The organism is Paraburkholderia sp. BCC1884 (genome assembly GCF_900996225.1).
Classification (GTDB): Bacteria; Pseudomonadota; Gammaproteobacteria; order Burkholderiales; family Burkholderiaceae; genus Paraburkholderia.
Genome location: NZ_CAAJGL010000101.1, coordinates 627,368 through 644,541 on the forward strand (window position 1 = coordinate 627,368; position 17,174 = coordinate 644,541).

Below are 17,174 nucleotides of genomic sequence, written 5' to 3' on the forward strand. Positions count from 1 at the left end.
TGATATAATTACAGACCGTAAGGACGACCTTACGCATCCGATACGAACGGGGACGGCCCCATCTGACCATGGAGCTGTCTCATGTCCTGGATTCTTCTATTGATTGCTGGTTTGCTCGAAGTTGCCTGGGCCGCCGGTCTCAAAACTTCCGAAGGTTTCACCCGCCTCTGGCCGTCCGTCTTCACGATCGTGACCGCGCTCGGCAGTTTCGCGCTGCTGGCCGTCGCCATGCGCCAGTTGCCGTTGGGCACCGCCTACGCCGTCTGGACGGGGATCGGTGCCGTGGGCGCGTTCATCTTCGGCATTGTCATGATGGGCGAGGCTTTGACCGTCGCGCGAGTCGCCAGCGCGGCGCTGATCGTGATCGGACTGATCGGGCTGAAGCTGTCGTCGGGGCACTGAGCCTGCGGTGGTTTGCGCGCCGCGTCCCGTTGGAAATCGCCGTCAGATTGCGCCAAATGTCCACGTCTCTGCGTTCTGCGAATTAACGTGGCTATAATGAGATCAAATCCAACCTGACATTGCCCGCGGCCCATTTGGCGCGGCCGGCTTGGCGCGGGTCTGACGACTTCGTCGCGGCGCTTCCCCTGCATTTGCCCGTCGAAGCGCCCGGCACGCACAGCGCGCCTGGAGGCGGCCATGCTTGAATCTCTTTCGCTCGCTGCGGGCCTCTCGTGGGGCAGCGGTCTGCGCCTCTATCTGACGGTTCTGCTGGCCGGTGTGTTCGCCCGTCTCGGCCTCGTCCACCTGCCCGATACGCTCTCCGCGCTGGCTTCGCCTTGGGTCATCGGCGTGGCGGGCGTGCTGACCGTCACCGAATTCCTCGCCGACAAAATCCCCGCGTTCGATTCTTTATGGGACGCGGTTCACACTTTCATCCGCATTCCGGCTGGCGCCGTGCTGGCCGCCGGCGCGCTCGGCCATGCCGATCCGGCGCTGCTGACCGTCGCCGCGCTCGCGGGCGGCACGCTGGCGGGCACCGCGCATCTGGCTAAAGCGGGCACGCGCGCGCTGATCAACCTGTCGCCGGAACCGGTCTCGAATGTAGTGACCTCGACCGCTGAAGACGGCCTCGTGTTCGGCGGCATGCTGCTCGCGCTGTTCGTGCCGCTGCTCTTCCTCGTATTGATGGTGGGCTTCCTGATGCTGGCCGGCTGGGCGTTGCCGAGACTGTGGCGCGGCGTGCAGGGCGGTTTTCGCGGCATGGCGACCCATATGGTGTCGCGCTTTGCCAGGAGCAGGCACGATTGAGCGATACGGCACGGGGTAACACGTCGAACGCGACGGCGCACGCGCAACCCGCGCGCCGGTTGGGCGGCGCGGATCTGGTGCGCCAGGCCATCCGCATGACGGCGCGCGACTGGCGCGCGGGCGAGTTGACGATGCTGCTACTGGCGCTGGTGCTGGCCGTCGCGGCACTCTCCAGCGTCGGCTTTCTGGCTGACCGCTTGCATCAAGGGCTCGAGCGCGACGCGCGGCGCATGATCGCCGCCGATTTCATCGTGCGAGCCGATCATCCGGTCGATCCGCAATTCGCCGGACAGGCCAGGGCGCTCGGTCTGAACACCGCCAGCACGGCGATCTTTCCCAGCATGATCAACTCGACCGGCGCCCAGCCGGTCTCGCGTCTCGCCGCGATCAAGGCGGTGTCGCCCGGTTATCCGTTGCGCGGCGCGTTGCGCATCGCCTCGGCGCCCGGGGCGGCCGACCATCCGGCGCAATCGATTCCGGCGCCCGGCACCGTGTGGGTCGATCAGCAACTGCTCGACGCCTTGAAGCTGCGTATCGGCGACACGGTCAAGGTCGGCAGCCGCAACTTCACGATTGCCGCGCTGATCACCCGTGAGCTCGATCGCGGCTTCTCGTTCGTCAATTTTTCGCCGCGCCTGATGCTGCGCGCCGACGATGTCCCCTCGACCGGCCTGATCGCCTACGGCAGCCGCGTGACGTACCGGCTGCTGGTGGCGGGCACCGACGCGGCGGTGGCGCGCTTCGCCCAGTTCGCGCACGACAGGGTGGATGGCGGCAAGATGCGCGGCGTCGCGCTCGAATCCCTGCAGGACGGCCAGCCGCAAGTGCGCCAGACGCTCGACCGCGCGAGCCATTTCCTCACGCTGGTTTCGTTGTTGACCGCCTTGCTGGCGGCCGTGGCAATCGCGATGGCCGCGCATCGCTACATGCGTCGCCATCTCGACGGTTGTGCGGCAATGCGCTGCCTCGGCGTCAGCCAGACGACGCTGCGCGCGCTGTTCACGCTGGAATTCGTCGGACTCGGTTTGATCGGCGGCGCGCTGGGTGTCGCGCTGGGTTTTCTCGGCCATCTCGCGTTGCTGACGTGGCTCGGCAGTCTGATCGACGTCGCGCTGCCTTATCCGACAGCCTGGCCCGCGCTCGAAGGTATCGCGGCCGGGCTCGTGCTGCTGCTGGGTTTCGCGTTGCCGCCGCTGCTGCCGCTCACGCGTGTGCCGCCGGTGCGCGTGCTGCGCCGCGAATGGGGCGAAGCCGGCCGCACCGCCTGGGCCGCGTACGCGCTCGGCATCGTGCTCTTCGCCGCGCTGCTGATCGTCGCGGCGGGCGAGTTGAAACTGGGCGGGATCGTCGCAGGCGGCTTCGCAGGCGGCCTGCTGGTGTTTGCCTGCATCGCGCGAGTGGCTTTGTGGGGCGCGGCGCGCGTGGTGCGCAGCGAGCGCGTGAATGCGGGCATTGGCTGGCGTTATGCGTTGGCCTCGCTCGAACGGCGCAGCAGTGCCAGCGCGTTGCAGATCACGGCGCTCGGCATCGGCCTGATGTGTTTATTGCTGATCGCGATGACACGCAACGACCTCGTGGCCGGCTGGCGCAAATCGACGCCGCCCGATGCGCCGAACGAGTTCATCATCGACATTCAGCCCGATCAGCGCGAAGTGGTCACGCAGTATCTCGACGCGCACGGTTTGCCGGGCACGGTGCTGGCGCCGATGGTGCGCGGCCGGTTGACGGCGATCAACGGCAAAGCGGTCAATCCGGATTCGTTCAAGGGCGACGACGCGAAGCGTCTGGTGGACCGCGAATTCAATCTTTCGTACACGACCGAGTTGCCCGACGACAACCGCATCGCCGCCGGCAACTGGTACGGCGACACGAAGACGCCGCAGATCTCGATCGAGCAGGGGCTCGCCAAACTGATCAACGTGAAGCCCGGCGACGTGCTGCGTTTCGACGTTACCGGATTGCAGATCGATGCGCCGGTCACCAGCGTGCGCAAGCTCGACTGGGGTTCCTTCAAGGTCAATTTCTTCGTGCTGATGCCGCCCGCGTCCTTGCAGGATTTCCCGGCGACGTTCATCACGAGCTTCCATCTGCCGCAGGAAAAGCAGTCGACCATCGACGGGCTGATCGCCGCCTATCCGAACCTCACCGCGATCGACACGGGCCCGATCCTCGCGCAGGTGCAGCGCGTGCTGGAGCAGGTGATCGGCGCGGTGCAGTTCCTGTTCGCGTTCACGCTCGCGGCGGGCGTGCTGGTGCTGTACGCGGCGCTCGCCGGTACGCGCGACGAGCGTATGCGAGAATCCGCGCTTCTGCGCGCGCTCGGGGCATCGCATCGTCAGGTGCGCGCGGTGCAGGTTGCCGAATTCGTCGCGGTCGGCGCGTTGTCGGGCCTGATGGCGGCGCTCGGTGCGCAGGCGATCGGCTATGTGCTGGCCACGCGCGTATTCGAGTTTTATCTGAGCTTCGATCCGTGGATGCTGCCGGCGGGTATCGCCGCCGGGGTTGCCTGCGCCGGTGTCGGCGGCTGGCTGAGCTTGCGGCATGTGCTGGCGCGGCCCGCGTTGCAATCGCTGCGGGATGCGTGATTTTTCTTTCTGGTTGGTGAGCAGGTATGAGTGATCTGAACGACGAAGTGACCACGGCGCAGCCGACGGCCTTCGATCTGGTGGGCGGCGAAACGCGGGTGCGCGAACTGGTCGACCGTTTTTACGACTTGATGGATCTCGAAGCGGATTTCGCCGGGATTCGGGCCTTGCATCCCGAATCGCTCGACGGTTCGCGCGACAAGTTTTTCTGGTTCCTGTGCGGATGGCTGGGCGGCCCGGATCACTACATCAGCCGCTTTGGGCATCCGCGCTTGCGGGCGCGGCATATGCCGTTCGCGATTGCGTCGAGCGAGCGCGATCAATGGTTGCGCTGCATGGCGTGGGCGATGGAAGACATCGGCCTCGACGAGCCATTGCGCGAGCGTCTGCTCGGTTCTTTCTTCGAAACGGCCGACTGGATGCGCAACCGGAATGGCTGACGAGGCGAGCGGGGCGGACCTGCCGCCCTGCACGGGCACGGCGCAACAGGCCGCGCTGCCTGCCGAAGCCCGCGCCTTGCTCGACTGCTGGTTCGGCGCACCGGATTCCGCGACCTACGGCCGGGAGCGCAAGCTCTGGTTCGCCCGCGACGCAGCGTTCGACGCGCTGTTGCGCGAGCGCTTCGGTGCGCTGATCGACAGGGCGCTCGAAGGTCAACTCGACGATTGGGCGCAAACGCCGCCAGGCGCACTGGCGCTCGTGATCGTGCTGGACCAGTTCTCACGGAACTGCCATCGCCATACGGCGCGCGCTTTCGCCGCCGATCACAAAGCGCTGCAGGTCGCGCGACAGATGATCGCCGATGGGGCGGATCGGCGGCTGCCCGATGCACATCACCGCGCGTTCGTTTATCTGCCTTTCGAGCACGACGAAACGCTCGCCAGCCAGCACGAATCGTTGCGCCTCTTCAAGCAGTTGCAAGCGGAGCCGGGCGGCGCGTCGTACTACTCGTCGGCGGTGCGGCACGCTCGAATCATCGAGCGCTTCGGACGCTTTCCTCATCGCAACGCTGCGCTGGGGCGCATTTCGACTGACGAAGAAACGGCTTTTCTTCGCACGCGCGGTTCATCGTTCTAGTCTGGCGCTGCGCGAAGCCTCTCCTGTGCAATCCGCAACGATCCAGGCGCCGGATTATTGCGGACGATCACAGAGAAAACGTGCAGATTTGTCGATCATGTCGAGAAATCGCGTCGCTCCGTTTTCGAGCGGGCGTGTCGTGCTCAACGGCCGCCGGACACGTCGAGCAGCGCGCCCGTCACGTAAGACGCCGCATCGCTGAGCAGCCAGACGATGGTTTGTGCCACTTCGTCGGCCGTGCCGGCGCGGCCCAGCGGCGTGCTCGCGCCAAGCTGCGCGGCGCGCTCGGGCTTGCCGCCGCTCGCATGAATCTCGGTGTCGATGAGACCCGGCCGCACCGCGTTCACGCGCACGCCTCGCGGGCCGAGCTCCCTGGCGAGGCCGAGCGTCATCGTGTCGACGGCGCCTTTCGAGCCCGCGTAATCGACGTACTCATTGGGCGAGCCCAGGCGCGACGCCGCCGACGAAACATTCACGATCACGCCGCCCGCGCCGCCGCGATCCGTCGACATCCGCCGCGCGGCTTCGCGCGCGCACAGATACGCGCCGAGCACGTTGACGTCGAACACGCGCTTGAGGCGCGCGACGTCCATGTCGGCGAGCGGCATCGACGGTGCGACGATACCGGCGTTGTTGACGAGCGCATCGATCTTGCCGAACTGCTGCTGGAGCGTGTCGAACATGGCGATCACATCGGCTTCGCTGGCGACGTCGCCGGCAATCGGCAACGCGCGGCCGCCGGCACGCTCCACTTCCGCCACGGTCTCCTGCGCGGCAGCGAGATTGCGCGCGTAGTTCACGCCGACCGACCAGCCCTGCGCGCCCAGCAAACGTGCGCTCGCGCGGCCAATGCCCCGGCTGCCGCCGGTGATCAGAACGGTTTTCGTCATGGGAGTCTCGTGTGGTGTAGCGCCCGGCTCAGAACCGGGCGGGTCGCGATCCTGCGCCGTTCAAACTTCGTCGCGTTTGACGGCCCATTTGTCAGCGACCGGTGCCTGATAGCCTTGCAGCTTGCCAATCAGCGCGATGGGATCGGCATCTATTTGCAGGATGTCGAAATAGGTCTGGCGCATGAAGCCTTCCTCCACCGTGTGCTGGAGCAGGCTGATCAACGGGTCGTAGAAGCCGTCGATATTGAGCAGCGCGACCGGTTTCTGGTGATAACCGAGTTGCGCCCACGTGTAGACCTCGAACAGCTCTTCGAGCGTGCCCGCACCGCCCGGCATCGCGACGAACGCATCGGACAGATCCGCCATCATCTTCTTGCGATGATGCATGTCGGGCACCACGTGCAATTCGGTCAGGCCTTTATGGCCCACTTCCTTGTTGAGGAGCAGTTCGGGAATCACGCCGATCGCGCGGCCGCCTTCGGCCATCACCGTGTCGGCGATCACCCCCATCAGGCCCACCTTGCCGCCGCCGTAGACCAGCGCGAGATCGGCCTGGACCAGAGCACGGCCGAAGGCGCGCGCGGCTTCGGCATACAGAGGTTTGGCTCCGTTGGCAGAGCCGCAATACACACACACCGACTTCATGCTCAAACGTCCTTCGGTTCGTTGCGGGGCGCAGCGCCTTCCTTGGGCGGCAGGTAGTCGTAAAACTCGCGCTTGGGCAGCTTGCCCGACACGAGGTCGTCGAAAATCTGCCGCGAACGGCCGCGCAGATAAGGCGCCATCAGCGAGACGATCTGCACGCTCACCTGATGCAACTCCGCGCGAATCGCTTCCTGCTCGTTGTATTTGCGCGGGTTCATCACGAACTGGTACGACAGCCAGTAAGTGCCGATCACGCCGACGTTGGTGGCGATCACGTGCAGTTCTTCGGGCGTGACGACCATTTCGCCGTCGGCCACGAGTTGCTCGCAGAACTGACTGGCAAAACGCACCTTGTGGGTGATGATCTGCTTGAAGTGCGTTTCGAGCGTGCGATTACGCGCCAGCAGATCGTTCAGGTCACGATACAGGAAACGGTAACGCCACGTGAAGTCGACCATGTACTGCAGATACGACCACATTTCGTCGATGGTCGCGCGGTGGTCGTCGGGGAAACGCAGACGCTTTTCGATCTCCTGCTCGAACTGGCTGAAGATGCTGTTGATGATGTCGTCTTTGTTGCGGAAGTGGTAGTACAGGTTGCCTGGACTGATTTCCATTTCCTCGGCAATCGTCGTCGTCGTGACGTTCGGCTCGCCGATTTCGTTGAACAGTTTCAACGACAGTTCGAGAATCCGTTCGCGCGTGCGGCGGGGAGGTTTGGCTTCCATGTCGTCCGGCCCTGGTTACGCCGGGCTGGGCGCGCGGCGGCATGGCGCTGCTGCGTGATCCACCCGGACGCGGTTGGTATAGTGAGCGCCTCCGGACCTGTCGCTACGCAACAGGCCCCCTATCAAGGCAGGAAAACCGGGCAGGGCCCAGCGTTTTCCCGTGAGACTGTCGGACGATTATAAACCGACCGTTCTTACACCAAGCGGATACTCAGGGTTTTCATTCCTTCGGCTACGCGCGGGCCCTTACAGCCACGCCTTCACCCAGTGCACGACGAGCGGCCCGACGATCAACACCCACGTCATCAGACACATGCCGAGCGCGACCATCACGGCCGCGCTGCCGAGGTCCTTCGCGCGCCGCGACAGTTCGTGACGTTCGAGCGAAATCCGGTCGATCGCCGCTTCCACACTCGAATTCAGCAACTCGACGATCAGCACCAGCAGCACCGAGCCGAGCAACAGTACACGCGACACCGGCTCGACCGGCACCAGTACGCCACACGGAATCAGGATCGCCGCGAGCGTGAGTTCCTGACGAAACGCGCTTTCTTCGCGGATCGCGACGCGAAATCCGGCGAGCGAATTCTTCATCGCGTGCCATGCGCGGGTCAGGCCGCGATTGCCCTTGTAGGGATTGAAGGGCAGCGGCGCGAGCGGGTCGTCGGGGCTGAGCGGCTCGTGCTGGGTGTCGCCGTTGCTCGCGTTGCTGCGGCCGCTTTCGTGGCCGCTGCTGTTTGCACCGCCCGAACGCTGTACGCCATGCGTGCCGTTCAAACCACGCGCGTGATCCGCATGATTGTGCGTGCCGGGTTCGCTGACGTCGTCGAACGGTTCGATGCTGGTGGTGTCGCCGTCAGCGTCGACGGCGCGCAGCGCGCCATTCGACGCCCGCGACGCGGGGGAAGGTCGGTTTCGCATGGACGGCTCGGCGCGCCGCTTCACGCGGCGGCGCTTTCCTCGCGAAACGACGTGCGCGGCAGCGGCTTGAGATGCGAGGCGAACTGCTCGGAGGCCGCCATCCACGAGAAGCGTTCGGCCCACGCGCGCGCGTGGTTGCGATCGATCTTCAACGCGTCGAGACAGGCTTCGCGCAGGTCTTCATGCATCGCGCCGGCGCCGCCGTCGCCCAGCACGTCGATCGGGCCGGTGACGGGGTAAGCGGCAACCGGCGTGCCACAAGCGAGCGCTTCGAGCAGGACGAGCCCGAAGGTGTCGGTGCGGCTCGGGAACACGAACACGTCCGCCGCTGCATACACTTTCGCCAGTTCGGCCTGCTTGAGCACGCCGAGATAATTCGCCTCCGGATAGCGCGATTTCAGTTCGGCCAGCGCCGGACCTTCACCGGCGACCCACTTCGAACCCGGCAGATCGAGCTTGAGAAACGCTTCGACATTTTTCTCGACGGCGACGCGGCCGACGTACAGAAAAATCGGCCGCGCGGTGTTGAGCACCTTCGAGTCCATCTGGTGGAAAATGTCCAGATCGACGCCGCGCGTCCACAACACGACATTGGTGAAGCCGAATTTTTCGAGGTCCTGCTTGACCACCGGCGTCGGCGCCATCACCGCGAGCGATGGCTTGTGGAACCAGTGCAGGAACTTGTACGTAGCGGCGATCGGAATGCCGAAACGGGCCTGCACGTACTCCGGAAAACGCGTGTGATAGGCGGTCGTGAACGGCAGCTTGTGGCTGATCGCGTAAGCGCGCGCGGCCATGCCGAGAGGGCCTTCCGTGGCGATGTGCAGCGCGTCGGGCGCGAACGCGTCGATCCGCGCGCGCAGCTTGCGGCGCGGCATCAGCGACAGGCGGATCTCAGGATAGGTCGGGCAGGGGATCGTCTTGAATTCGAGCGGCGTGAGCAGATCGACCTGGTGGCCGAGCGCGCTCAGTTCGCGCGTGGTGTTTTTCAGCGTGCGCACCACGCCATTGACCTGCGGCTCCCATGCGTCGGTGACGATCATGATCTTCATCGGTTTCGGCCCATTGAGGTTAAGACGGACTACGCGGTCTCCCGGGCCTTCTGCACGCCGACTTCCGGGGCGCGCATCACGGTCCAGTAGATCAACTTGAGTTCACCTTCGTACGTCTCGACGAGCGCGGAGAGGCTTTCGACCCAGTCGCCGTCGTTGCAATACAGCACGCCGTCGATATCGCGTATCTCGGCTTTATGGATGTGTCCGCAGACCACGCCGTCGCAGCCGCGGCGGCGCGCCTCGTCGGTCATCACGCGTTCGAACGAGGAGATGAAATTCACCGCGTTTTTCACCTGATGCTTCAGGTATTGCGAGAGCGACCAGTAGGGAAAACCGAACCGGCTGCGGATTCGATTGAACCAGCGGTTCAGGACCAGGATCATCGTGTAGAGCGTGTCGCCGAGGTAGGCGAGCCACTTGGCGTGCTGGATCACGCCGTCGAACAGATCGCCGTGCACGATCCACAGGCGCTTGCCGGCGAGCGTCGTGTGAAACGCCTCGCCGCGCACGTGGATGTCGCCGAACGCGAGGTCGCAGAACTGGCGCGCAGCTTCGTCGTGATTGCCGGGCACGTAGATCACCTGGGTGCCTTTGCGCGCTTTGCGCAGCACTTTCTGCACGACGTCGTTGTGCGCCTGCGGCCAGTACCAGCCTTTCTTCAGCTGCCAACCGTCGATGATGTCGCCGACGAGGTACAGATACTCCGACTCGTTGTGGCGCAGGAAATCGAGCAGATAGGGCGCCTGGCAGCCACTCGAACCGAGATGGATGTCGGACAGCCAGATGGTGCGGTAGCGATGCGGCTCGGCGTGGTCGTCGTCGGAATGATCGGCTTGCGTGTCGAGCGGAACGGGCGCCGCGGGCAACGGCAGGCCGTGACTACGATTGGGTTCCGGGTGGAACGCGACGGGGTCGACGCTCGGGCCGGTTTGGCGGAACAGGGAAGTCGCGGACGTTTTGGGGTCCATGGCTCACGCGTCGAGTTGCAGTGCCCGTATTGAGCCTGGCGCGCGTGACTATGCCGTGACAGTCATGAGAAGTTCTTATTACTGCGGATGTTGCGGCGGGGGAAATTCAGTTCGGCACGCTGATGACGCGCGTACCGGCGAGCCGGTCATGCAGGAATTGGCGCTGCGGATCGAAGCGTCCCGTGGCGGCCCACAGTACGAACCAGATGCCCGCAACCAGCAGCGTTTGCGGCAGCCTCAGCCCGAGCAGCGGGTGCAGCGCGAGCGGCGGCAGGAGCCATAGCCAGGCCAGCACGTAGCGGACGATGGCGCGTCCGGTGGAGAGCGGAGAGCCGTCGGCGGAGATCACCCGCAGGCGCCAGGTTTTCATCGGCAGGGTCTGGCCGCTGTGGGTCCAGAACCACACGAAATACAGGCCGACCACGAAACCGATCCATGCCGCCATCAGATCGTGGTGCGTCAAACCGTTGCGTTGCTGGGTGAGCGTGCTGAACAGATAGCCGGCGATGAACACCACGCCGAACAGGATCACGGCTTCGTAGAGCAGGGCGGCGAGGCGTCGTCGGACGGTGGGCGCGGTCCCGGCGGATTCGACGGGCAATGCCGGGGTCGTGAGCGGTTGGGACACAGTGACCTAAAAAGGATCAGGAACCGTTGAAGATCGACGGCGCCTCGGCCGGCGACACCGGCAGCGGCGTGGCGGGCACGAAACTGCCCGCGGCCGGAATCGGCGGCACGGTGGCAGCCGGGCTCGGCAACGTCGCGGCGGCGGCTGCGCTTGCTGCCGCGGCGCCGCTCGCGCCATGCTCGCGTGCATTGACCAGCCGGTCGATGCCCTTGATTTCGTTGCGCACCGACGGCGGCGCGCTGACGACGCTCGGCCGCCGCTTGCGTTCGCTGGCGGCAAGCCGTTCTTTTTGCTCTTCGGGCAACTGCTGGTAAGCCTTCCAGGCGTTCTGACGCGTTTCGCGCGGTAGTTCCTTCGAGACCTGATAGTTTTCGCGTGCGACGCGGCGCTGATCGGGCGTCATGCGAACCCATTCAGTCATGCGGTCATGCAGGCGTTTTTGCGCATCGGGCGACATCTTCGGGTAACGCGACGCGATCTTGATCCATTTGCGCTTGCGTTCTTCGCTGAACGAATCCCACTGGGATTCGAACGGCGCGAGCGCGATGTGCTCCGCCGAATTCAGGCGGCCCCACGCCAGGGGGCTTTTGCTGCCCGGTAGATCCGGCAATTCGACGGCGAGCGTCGGGGCGGGTGCTTTGGCCGTGGCGGTGCCGCCGGCAGCAGGTGTGCTGGCAGTCGCGGAGGTCGGGTAAAAGCGCGGATAAGTCGCGGCAAACGACACCAGGGCCGCGATCGTGCATCCGAAAACAACGGCCAGGCCGCGCTTGTAACTCACCCGAAAAATCTCCCGCTCAGTGGGCGCGTGAAAGGTACGCGTTGAAACCGTGGTCGAGATAGGCATTGAGCGGCAGGTCATCGCTAAGCATGGCGGCATCGATATCGGCGAGTTCGGCGGTGCGCTGCTGGTCCTCCCAGTAGGCGATACCCACGAGGCTCACGACCAGCGCGACCAGCGGCCAGGCGATCGCAAAGCGGCGCAGCGGCGAGCGGTGGCGCTGCGGCAGTTCGACCGGCGGCATGCCGCCGGCCATGCCGGCGCCGGCCAGAGCGGGCACGAAAACCGGCGCGCTCACCGTTTCCGGCTTCTTGCGGGCGAGCGCGGCACGTCGCGCCGCGGCGAGTCGATCGACGGTGGCGGAGGGAATGCTGGCGGCGGTTTCGTCGAGCGCGCGGCGCATTTGCCGGCCGAACTCGAGTTCTTTGGTTTCCAGGGAGCTCATAGCGTGATTCCTTTAGCCTTGAGCGCTATCGCCAGCGTGTGGGTGGCCCGCGAGCAGTGCGTTTTCACACTACCTTCGGAGCAGCCCATCGCGGCGGCAGTCTCGGCGACATCCATATCTTCCCAATAACGCATGAGAAACGCCTCCCGTTGACGTGCCGGTAACTTTTGGATCTCGTCGTCGATTAACTGCAGAACCTGTTCGCGTTCGAGTTTTTGTTCGTTGCTCTCGGAGCCCGCCGAGCCCTGCTGGGCTTCGAATGTTTCCAGTGGGTCGAATTCGTCGTCGTCGGCGTTGCCAAGCGACGAGAACAGGCTGATCCACGTATTGCGTACTTTGGCACGACGGAAATAATCGTGCATCGCATTCTGCAGAATACGCTGAAACAGGAGGGGAAGTTCAGCCGCAGGACGGTCGCCGTATTTTTCGGCGAGCTTGATCATCGCGTCCTGCACGATATCGAGCGAGGCGTCATCGTCCCGCACGGCGTAGACCGTCTGCTTGAATGCGCGCCTTTCGACGCCCGCCAAAAAGTCGGCGAGTTCCTTGTCTGATGCCATCCGTTGGGGGTCGGCGCAGCGAGCGTGCGCGTAATCGGTCGAAAAATGTCGTAAAACTCGCGGATGCTAACAAACTTTTGCGTCGCTGGGGCAAAACGTGATGCACCTTGCATCTCTATAACAAGCTTGCGGTCAATTGCCGGGTTCAGCAAGCAGGGCGGCGAGGCAATATTTGCTTGACCGCGCGGGCTTCAGCAGATATCGTCGCTGGTTCGCAACACAAGTGACTTGTCTCAATTGAGGTGTGGCCCAAGAAGCTCACCTGTCAACTGGACGCGCAGCTTGAACCCGAGCCACAAGCCCGGCAGAGAGCACCCGATCAATTTTTTGCCGAAAATTCGAAAGGTGAATCAATGAATATGCCCAGCGCGGAATTCTCCACGTCGGATACGACTCCACATCCTGAAGCTGACTCTATCGGCGCCACCGTGCTCATGAAAGCACTGGCCGACGAAGACGTCGAATTCGTTTGGGGCTATCCCGGCGGCTCGGTACTCTACATTTACGACGAGCTGTACAAGCAGGACAAGTTCCAGCACGTTCTCGTGCGTCACGAACAGGCCGCGGTCCACGCTGCCGACGCCTATGCGCGTTCCACCGGCAAGGTCGGTGTGTGTCTCGTGACCTCCGGCCCCGGCGTCACCAATGCGGTGACCGGTATCGCCACCGCCTACATGGATTCGATCCCTCTGGTTGTGATCAGCGGCCAGGTGCCGACTGCCGCGATCGGCCAGGATGCGTTCCAGGAGTGCGACACGGTCGGTATCACGCGTCCTTGCGTGAAGCACAACTTCCTCGTGAAGGACGTGCGCGACCTCGCCGCAACCGTCAAGAAAGCCTTCTATATCGCCCGAACCGGTCGTCCCGGCCCGGTGCTGATCGACATTCCGAAAGACGTGTCGAAGACGCCCTGCCAGTACGAGCCGCTCAAGAGCGTGTCGCTGCGTTCGTACAACCCGGTTACGAAGGGCCACTCCGGTCAGATCCGCAAGGCGGTTTCGCTCTTGCTGGGCGCGAAGCGTCCGTACATCTACACCGGCGGCGGCATCATTCTCGCGGACGCCTCGCGTGAGCTGAACCAGTTCGCCGATCTGCTCGGCTATCCCATCACCAATACGTTGATGGGTCTGGGCGGCTACCGCGCGAGCGACAAGAAATTCCTCGGCATGCTCGGCATGCACGGCACGTACGAAGCCAACATGGCGATGCAGCACTGCGACGTGCTGATCGCGATCGGCGCGCGCTTCGACGACCGCGTGATCGGCGACCCGGCGCATTTCTCGTCGGTGCCGCGCAAGATCATCCATATCGACATCGATCCTTCTTCCATCTCCAAGCGCGTCAAGGTCGATATTCCGATCGTCGGCGACGTGAAGGAAGTGCTGAAGGAGCTGATCGAGCAGTTGCAGACGGCCGAGCATGGCCCGGACACCGCGGCGCTCGCCGACTGGTGGAAGGACATCGAAGCCTGGCGCGCGAAAGACTGCCTCAAGTTCGACCGCAAGAGCGACATCATCAAGCCGCAGTACGTGGTGGAAAAGGCGTGGGAATTGACCGACGGCAATGCCTTCGTGTGTTCCGACGTCGGTCAGCACCAGATGTGGGCGGCCCAGTTCTATCGCTTCAACAAGCCGCGTCGCTGGATCAATTCCGGTGGTCTCGGCACGATGGGCTTCGGCCTGCCGGCGGCGATGGGCGTGAAGATGGCGCACCCGGACGACGACGTGCTCTGTATCACGGGCGAAGGCTCGATCCAGATGTGTATCCAGGAGCTCTCCACCTGCAAGCAGTACGAGACTCCGGTGAAGATCATCTCGCTGAATAACCGCTATCTGGGCATGGTGCGCCAGTGGCAGCAGATCGAATACAGCAAGCGCTATTCGCATTCGTACATGGATGCGTTGCCTGATTTCGTGAAGCTCGCCGAAGCGTACGGCCACGTCGGCATGCGTATCGAACGCACGGCTGACGTCGAACCGGCGCTCAAGGAAGCGCTGCGTCTGAAAGATCGCACGGTGTTTCTCGATTTCCAGACCGATCCGACCGAAAACGTCTGGCCGATGGTTCAGGCCGGCAAGGGCATCACCGAGATGCTCATGGGTTCGGAAGATCTATAACGACGGCGCGTTGAGTTAAACGCAGCGTTGGCTTCGTCATGCACGCCTTCAAGAAAGGCGAGGGCGGACGAAGCGGCGCGACACCGCTCGCAGACATCGACAAAACATCTGGAAGAAGCGAATCATGAGACACATCATTTCAGTCCTGCTGGAAAACGAACCGGGCGCGTTATCACGCGTGGTGGGTCTGTTCTCGGCACGCGGCTACAACATTGAAACCTTGACGGTGGCTCCGACCGAAGATCGTTCGCTGTCGCGCATGACCATCGTCTCCATTGGCTCGGACGACGTGATCGAACAGATCACGAAGCATCTGAACCGCCTGATCGAGGTGGTGAAAGTGGTCGACCTTACCGAGGGCGCCCACATCGAGCGCGAGCTGATGTTGATCAAGGTGAGGGCGGTCGGCAAGGAACGTGAGGAGATGAAGCGGATGTCGGATATTTTCCGCGGCCGCATCATCGACGTCACCGAAAAGACCTACACGATCGAACTGACGGGCGCGAGCGACAAGCTCGACGCCTTCATCGAAGGGATCGACGCCACGGCGATTCTCGAAACGGTCCGTACGGGCAGTTCGGGCATCGGTCGCGGCGAGCGCATTCTGAAGGTGTAACGCGCCACGTCCCGATCACGGCCGGGCGATGCTTCAGGCGCCCGGTCACGCAACACGACATTCTCAGTATTTGAATTTTTCAGTTATCACCGAATTTAGCCAAGGAACCGACATGAAAGTTTTCTACGACAAGGACGCTGACCTCTCCCTCATCAAGGGCAAGCAAGTCACGATCATCGGCTATGGCTCGCAAGGCCATGCGCACGCGCTGAACCTGAAGGAAAGCGGCGTGAACATCACGGTCGGTCTGCGTAAGGGCGGCGCATCGTGGAGCAAGGCTGAGAACGCCGGCCTGCAAGTCAAGGAAGTGGCGGAAGCCGTCAAGGGCGCAGACGTCGTCATGATGCTGCTGCCGGACGAGCAGATCGCCGAAGTCTACGCAAAAGAAGTGCACGCTAACGCCAAGCAAGGCGCGGCGCTCGCCTTCGCGCACGGTTTCAACGTGCACTATGGTCAAGTGATTCCGCGTGCCGACCTCGACGTGATCATGATCGCGCCGAAGGCGCCGGGCCACACGGTTCGCGGTACGTACTCGCAAGGTGGCGGCGTGCCGCACCTGATCGCCGTCGCACAAGACAAGTCGGGCGCAGCACGTGACATCGCTTTGTCGTACGCAGCAGCGAACGGCGGCGGCCGTGCCGGCATCATCGAAACCAACTTCCGCGAAGAAACGGAAACCGACCTGTTCGGCGAACAAGCCGTGCTGTGCGGCGGTACGGTCGACCTGATCAAGGCTGGCTTCGAAACGCTGGTGGAAGCGGGTTACGCGCCGGAAATGGCGTACTTCGAATGCCTGCACGAACTGAAGCTGATCGTCGACCTGATCTACGAAGGCGGCATCGCGAACATGAACTACTCGATCTCGAACAACGCCGAATACGGCGAGTACGTGACGGGTCCGCGTATCGTGACGGCTGAAACGAAGAAGGCGATGAAGGCCGTGCTGACCGACATTCAAACGGGCGAGTACGCGAAGAGCTTCATCATCGAAAACAAGGCTGGCGCACCGACGCTGCAATCGCGCCGCCGTCTGACGGCTGAACACCAGATCGAAACGGTCGGTGCCAAGCTGCGTTCGATGATGCCGTGGATCGCCGCGAACAAGCTGGTCGACCAGTCGAAGAACTAAGCTGGTCACTGCTTTGGTCCGGTGCGGCGGGTCGCCGCCGCTGCTGCAATTTAGCCGGACCCATCAAAAAGCCGTCCAAGGGTGCTGAACCCTGGGCGGCTTTTGCTATCCTACGGTTTTACAAAAACACAGAAGCCATTCATGAATTACCCTCATCCGATCATCGCGCGAGAAGGCTGGCCGTTCATCGCCATCGCGGCCGTCGTTGCATTGCTGGTTCACTTCTTCGCGGGGTTCGGCATTTCATGGCTGTTCTGGCTGATCGTGATCTTCGTCGTGCAGTTCTTCCGCGACCCGGCACGGCCGATCCCGACGCAAGCCAACGCGGTGCTGTGCCCAGCCGACGGCCGTATCGTCGCAGTCGAGACCGCGCATGATCCGTATGCCAATCGTGAAGCGCTGAAGATCAGCGTGTTCATGAACGTCTTCAACGTCCACTCGCAACGCTCGCCGGTGGATGGCGCGATCTCCAAGGTCGAATATTTCCCGGGCGCGTATCTGAACGCCGCCGTGGACAAGGCATCGACCGAAAACGAACGCAATGCGGTGGTGATCGAAATGGCCGGCGGCCAGACGGTGACCTCGGTGCAGATCGCCGGCCTGATCGCGCGGCGCATTCTTTGCTACGTGAGAGCGGGTGAGCCGCTTACCCGCGGGCAACGTTATGGATTCATCCGTTTCGGTTCCCGCGTCGACGTGTATCTGCCGGTGGGCAGCCGTCCGCGTGTGTCGATTGGCGAGAAGGTGTCGGCATCGTCCACGATCCTCGCTGAACTATAAA

At 63.3% G+C, this 17,174-nt stretch carries 18 protein-coding genes and 1 pseudogene; 9 read left to right on the forward strand and 10 right to left on the reverse strand.

Going from position 1 to position 17,174, the window contains the following annotated elements:
* Positions 1-81 precede the first annotated feature (81 nt).
* The 5 genes from sugE to FQ705_RS25225 all read left to right on the forward strand — a co-directional run bounded on the left by sugE (position 82) and on the right by FQ705_RS25225 (position 4,913).
* Positions 82-402 carry a quaternary ammonium compound efflux SMR transporter SugE gene (sugE, locus tag FQ705_RS25205; protein ID WP_144145632.1) on the forward strand — a complete coding sequence of 107 codons (321 nt, stop codon included), beginning with the start codon at positions 82-84 and terminating at the stop codon, positions 400-402.
* A gap of 237 nt (positions 403-639) precedes the next feature.
* A complete protein-coding gene (locus FQ705_RS25210) occupies positions 640-1,251 on the forward strand; it encodes a DUF4126 domain-containing protein (RefSeq protein ID WP_144145633.1) in 612 nt (203 codons plus the stop codon).
* On the forward strand, positions 1,248-3,836 hold the full coding sequence (locus tag FQ705_RS25215; RefSeq protein WP_144145635.1) for an FtsX-like permease family protein: 2,589 nt from the start codon (positions 1,248-1,250) through the stop codon (positions 3,834-3,836). The genes FQ705_RS25210 and FQ705_RS25215 overlap by 4 nt, the downstream gene beginning before the upstream one ends.
* A 26-nt stretch (positions 3,837-3,862) precedes the next feature.
* Positions 3,863-4,276: a group II truncated hemoglobin gene (locus FQ705_RS25220; RefSeq protein ID WP_144145637.1), complete on the forward strand. Its 414-nt coding sequence runs from the start codon at positions 3,863-3,865 to the stop codon at positions 4,274-4,276.
* Complete coding sequence (locus FQ705_RS25225) at positions 4,269-4,913, forward strand: DUF924 family protein (RefSeq protein ID WP_144145639.1); 645 nt, start codon at positions 4,269-4,271, stop codon at positions 4,911-4,913. Before FQ705_RS25220 ends, FQ705_RS25225 begins: the two co-directional genes overlap by 8 nt.
* Positions 4,914-5,056: 143 nt before the next feature.
* Here the strand turns inward: FQ705_RS25225 and FQ705_RS25230 are convergent, their stop codons facing one another.
* The 10 genes and pseudogenes from FQ705_RS25230 to FQ705_RS25275 all read right to left on the reverse strand — a co-directional run bounded on the left by FQ705_RS25230 (position 5,057) and on the right by FQ705_RS25275 (position 12,531).
* A complete protein-coding gene (locus FQ705_RS25230) occupies positions 5,057-5,803 on the reverse strand; it encodes an SDR family oxidoreductase (RefSeq protein WP_144145641.1) in 747 nt (248 codons plus the stop codon).
* A 60-nt stretch (positions 5,804-5,863) separates the two neighbouring features.
* Positions 5,864-6,448, reverse strand: a complete 585-nt coding sequence (locus FQ705_RS25235; protein WP_144145643.1) for a TIGR00730 family Rossman fold protein — start codon at positions 6,446-6,448, stop codon at positions 5,864-5,866.
* A 2-nt stretch (positions 6,449-6,450) separates the two neighbouring features.
* Entirely contained in the window at positions 6,451-7,176 is a 726-nt protein-coding gene (locus FQ705_RS25240) for a TetR/AcrR family transcriptional regulator (protein ID WP_144145645.1), read from the reverse strand.
* A 246-nt stretch (positions 7,177-7,422) separates the two neighbouring features.
* On the reverse strand, positions 7,423-8,097 hold the full coding sequence (locus FQ705_RS25245; protein WP_144145647.1) for a diacylglycerol kinase: 675 nt from the start codon (positions 8,095-8,097) through the stop codon (positions 7,423-7,425).
* Positions 8,098-8,117: 20 nt separating this feature from the next.
* Entirely contained in the window at positions 8,118-9,149 is a 1,032-nt protein-coding gene (locus FQ705_RS25250; RefSeq protein WP_144145649.1) for a glycosyltransferase family 4 protein, read from the reverse strand.
* A 29-nt stretch (positions 9,150-9,178) separates the two neighbouring features.
* A pseudogene (locus FQ705_RS25255) lies at positions 9,179-10,015 on the reverse strand (UDP-2,3-diacylglucosamine diphosphatase); the annotation flags it as partial.
* Positions 10,016-10,226: 211 nt separating this feature from the next.
* Positions 10,227-10,748, reverse strand: a complete 522-nt coding sequence (locus tag FQ705_RS25260) for an RDD family protein (RefSeq protein WP_144145652.1) — start codon at positions 10,746-10,748, stop codon at positions 10,227-10,229.
* 16 nt (positions 10,749-10,764) lie between these two features.
* Positions 10,765-11,526, reverse strand: coding sequence for a DUF3106 domain-containing protein (locus FQ705_RS25265; protein ID WP_144145654.1), 762 nt, complete (start codon positions 11,524-11,526; stop codon positions 10,765-10,767).
* 16 nt (positions 11,527-11,542) lie between these two features.
* Entirely contained in the window at positions 11,543-11,971 is a 429-nt protein-coding gene (locus FQ705_RS25270) for a DUF3619 family protein (protein ID WP_144145656.1), read from the reverse strand.
* A complete protein-coding gene (locus tag FQ705_RS25275) occupies positions 11,968-12,531 on the reverse strand; it encodes an RNA polymerase sigma factor (protein ID WP_144145657.1) in 564 nt (187 codons plus the stop codon). The genes FQ705_RS25270 and FQ705_RS25275 overlap by 4 nt, the downstream gene beginning before the upstream one ends.
* 353 nt (positions 12,532-12,884) lie before the next feature.
* On the opposite strand from FQ705_RS25275, the gene FQ705_RS25280 reads away from it, so the two are divergent.
* From FQ705_RS25280 to FQ705_RS25295, 4 genes are all read left to right on the forward strand, one after another.
* The gene (locus tag FQ705_RS25280) at positions 12,885-14,648 is read left to right on the forward strand and encodes an acetolactate synthase 3 catalytic subunit (protein WP_144145659.1); all 1,764 of its coding nucleotides are present in this window, start codon (positions 12,885-12,887) and stop codon (positions 14,646-14,648) included.
* 124 nt (positions 14,649-14,772) lie between these two features.
* On the forward strand, positions 14,773-15,264 hold the full coding sequence (ilvN, locus tag FQ705_RS25285; protein ID WP_011487482.1) for an acetolactate synthase small subunit: 492 nt from the start codon (positions 14,773-14,775) through the stop codon (positions 15,262-15,264).
* Between the two features lie 112 nt (positions 15,265-15,376).
* Positions 15,377-16,393, forward strand: coding sequence for a ketol-acid reductoisomerase (gene ilvC, locus FQ705_RS25290; protein WP_074763518.1), 1,017 nt, complete (start codon positions 15,377-15,379; stop codon positions 16,391-16,393).
* A gap of 141 nt (positions 16,394-16,534) precedes the next feature.
* Positions 16,535-17,173: a phosphatidylserine decarboxylase gene (locus FQ705_RS25295; RefSeq protein WP_144145661.1), complete on the forward strand. Its 639-nt coding sequence runs from the start codon at positions 16,535-16,537 to the stop codon at positions 17,171-17,173.
* Position 17,174: the final 1 nt, after the last annotated feature.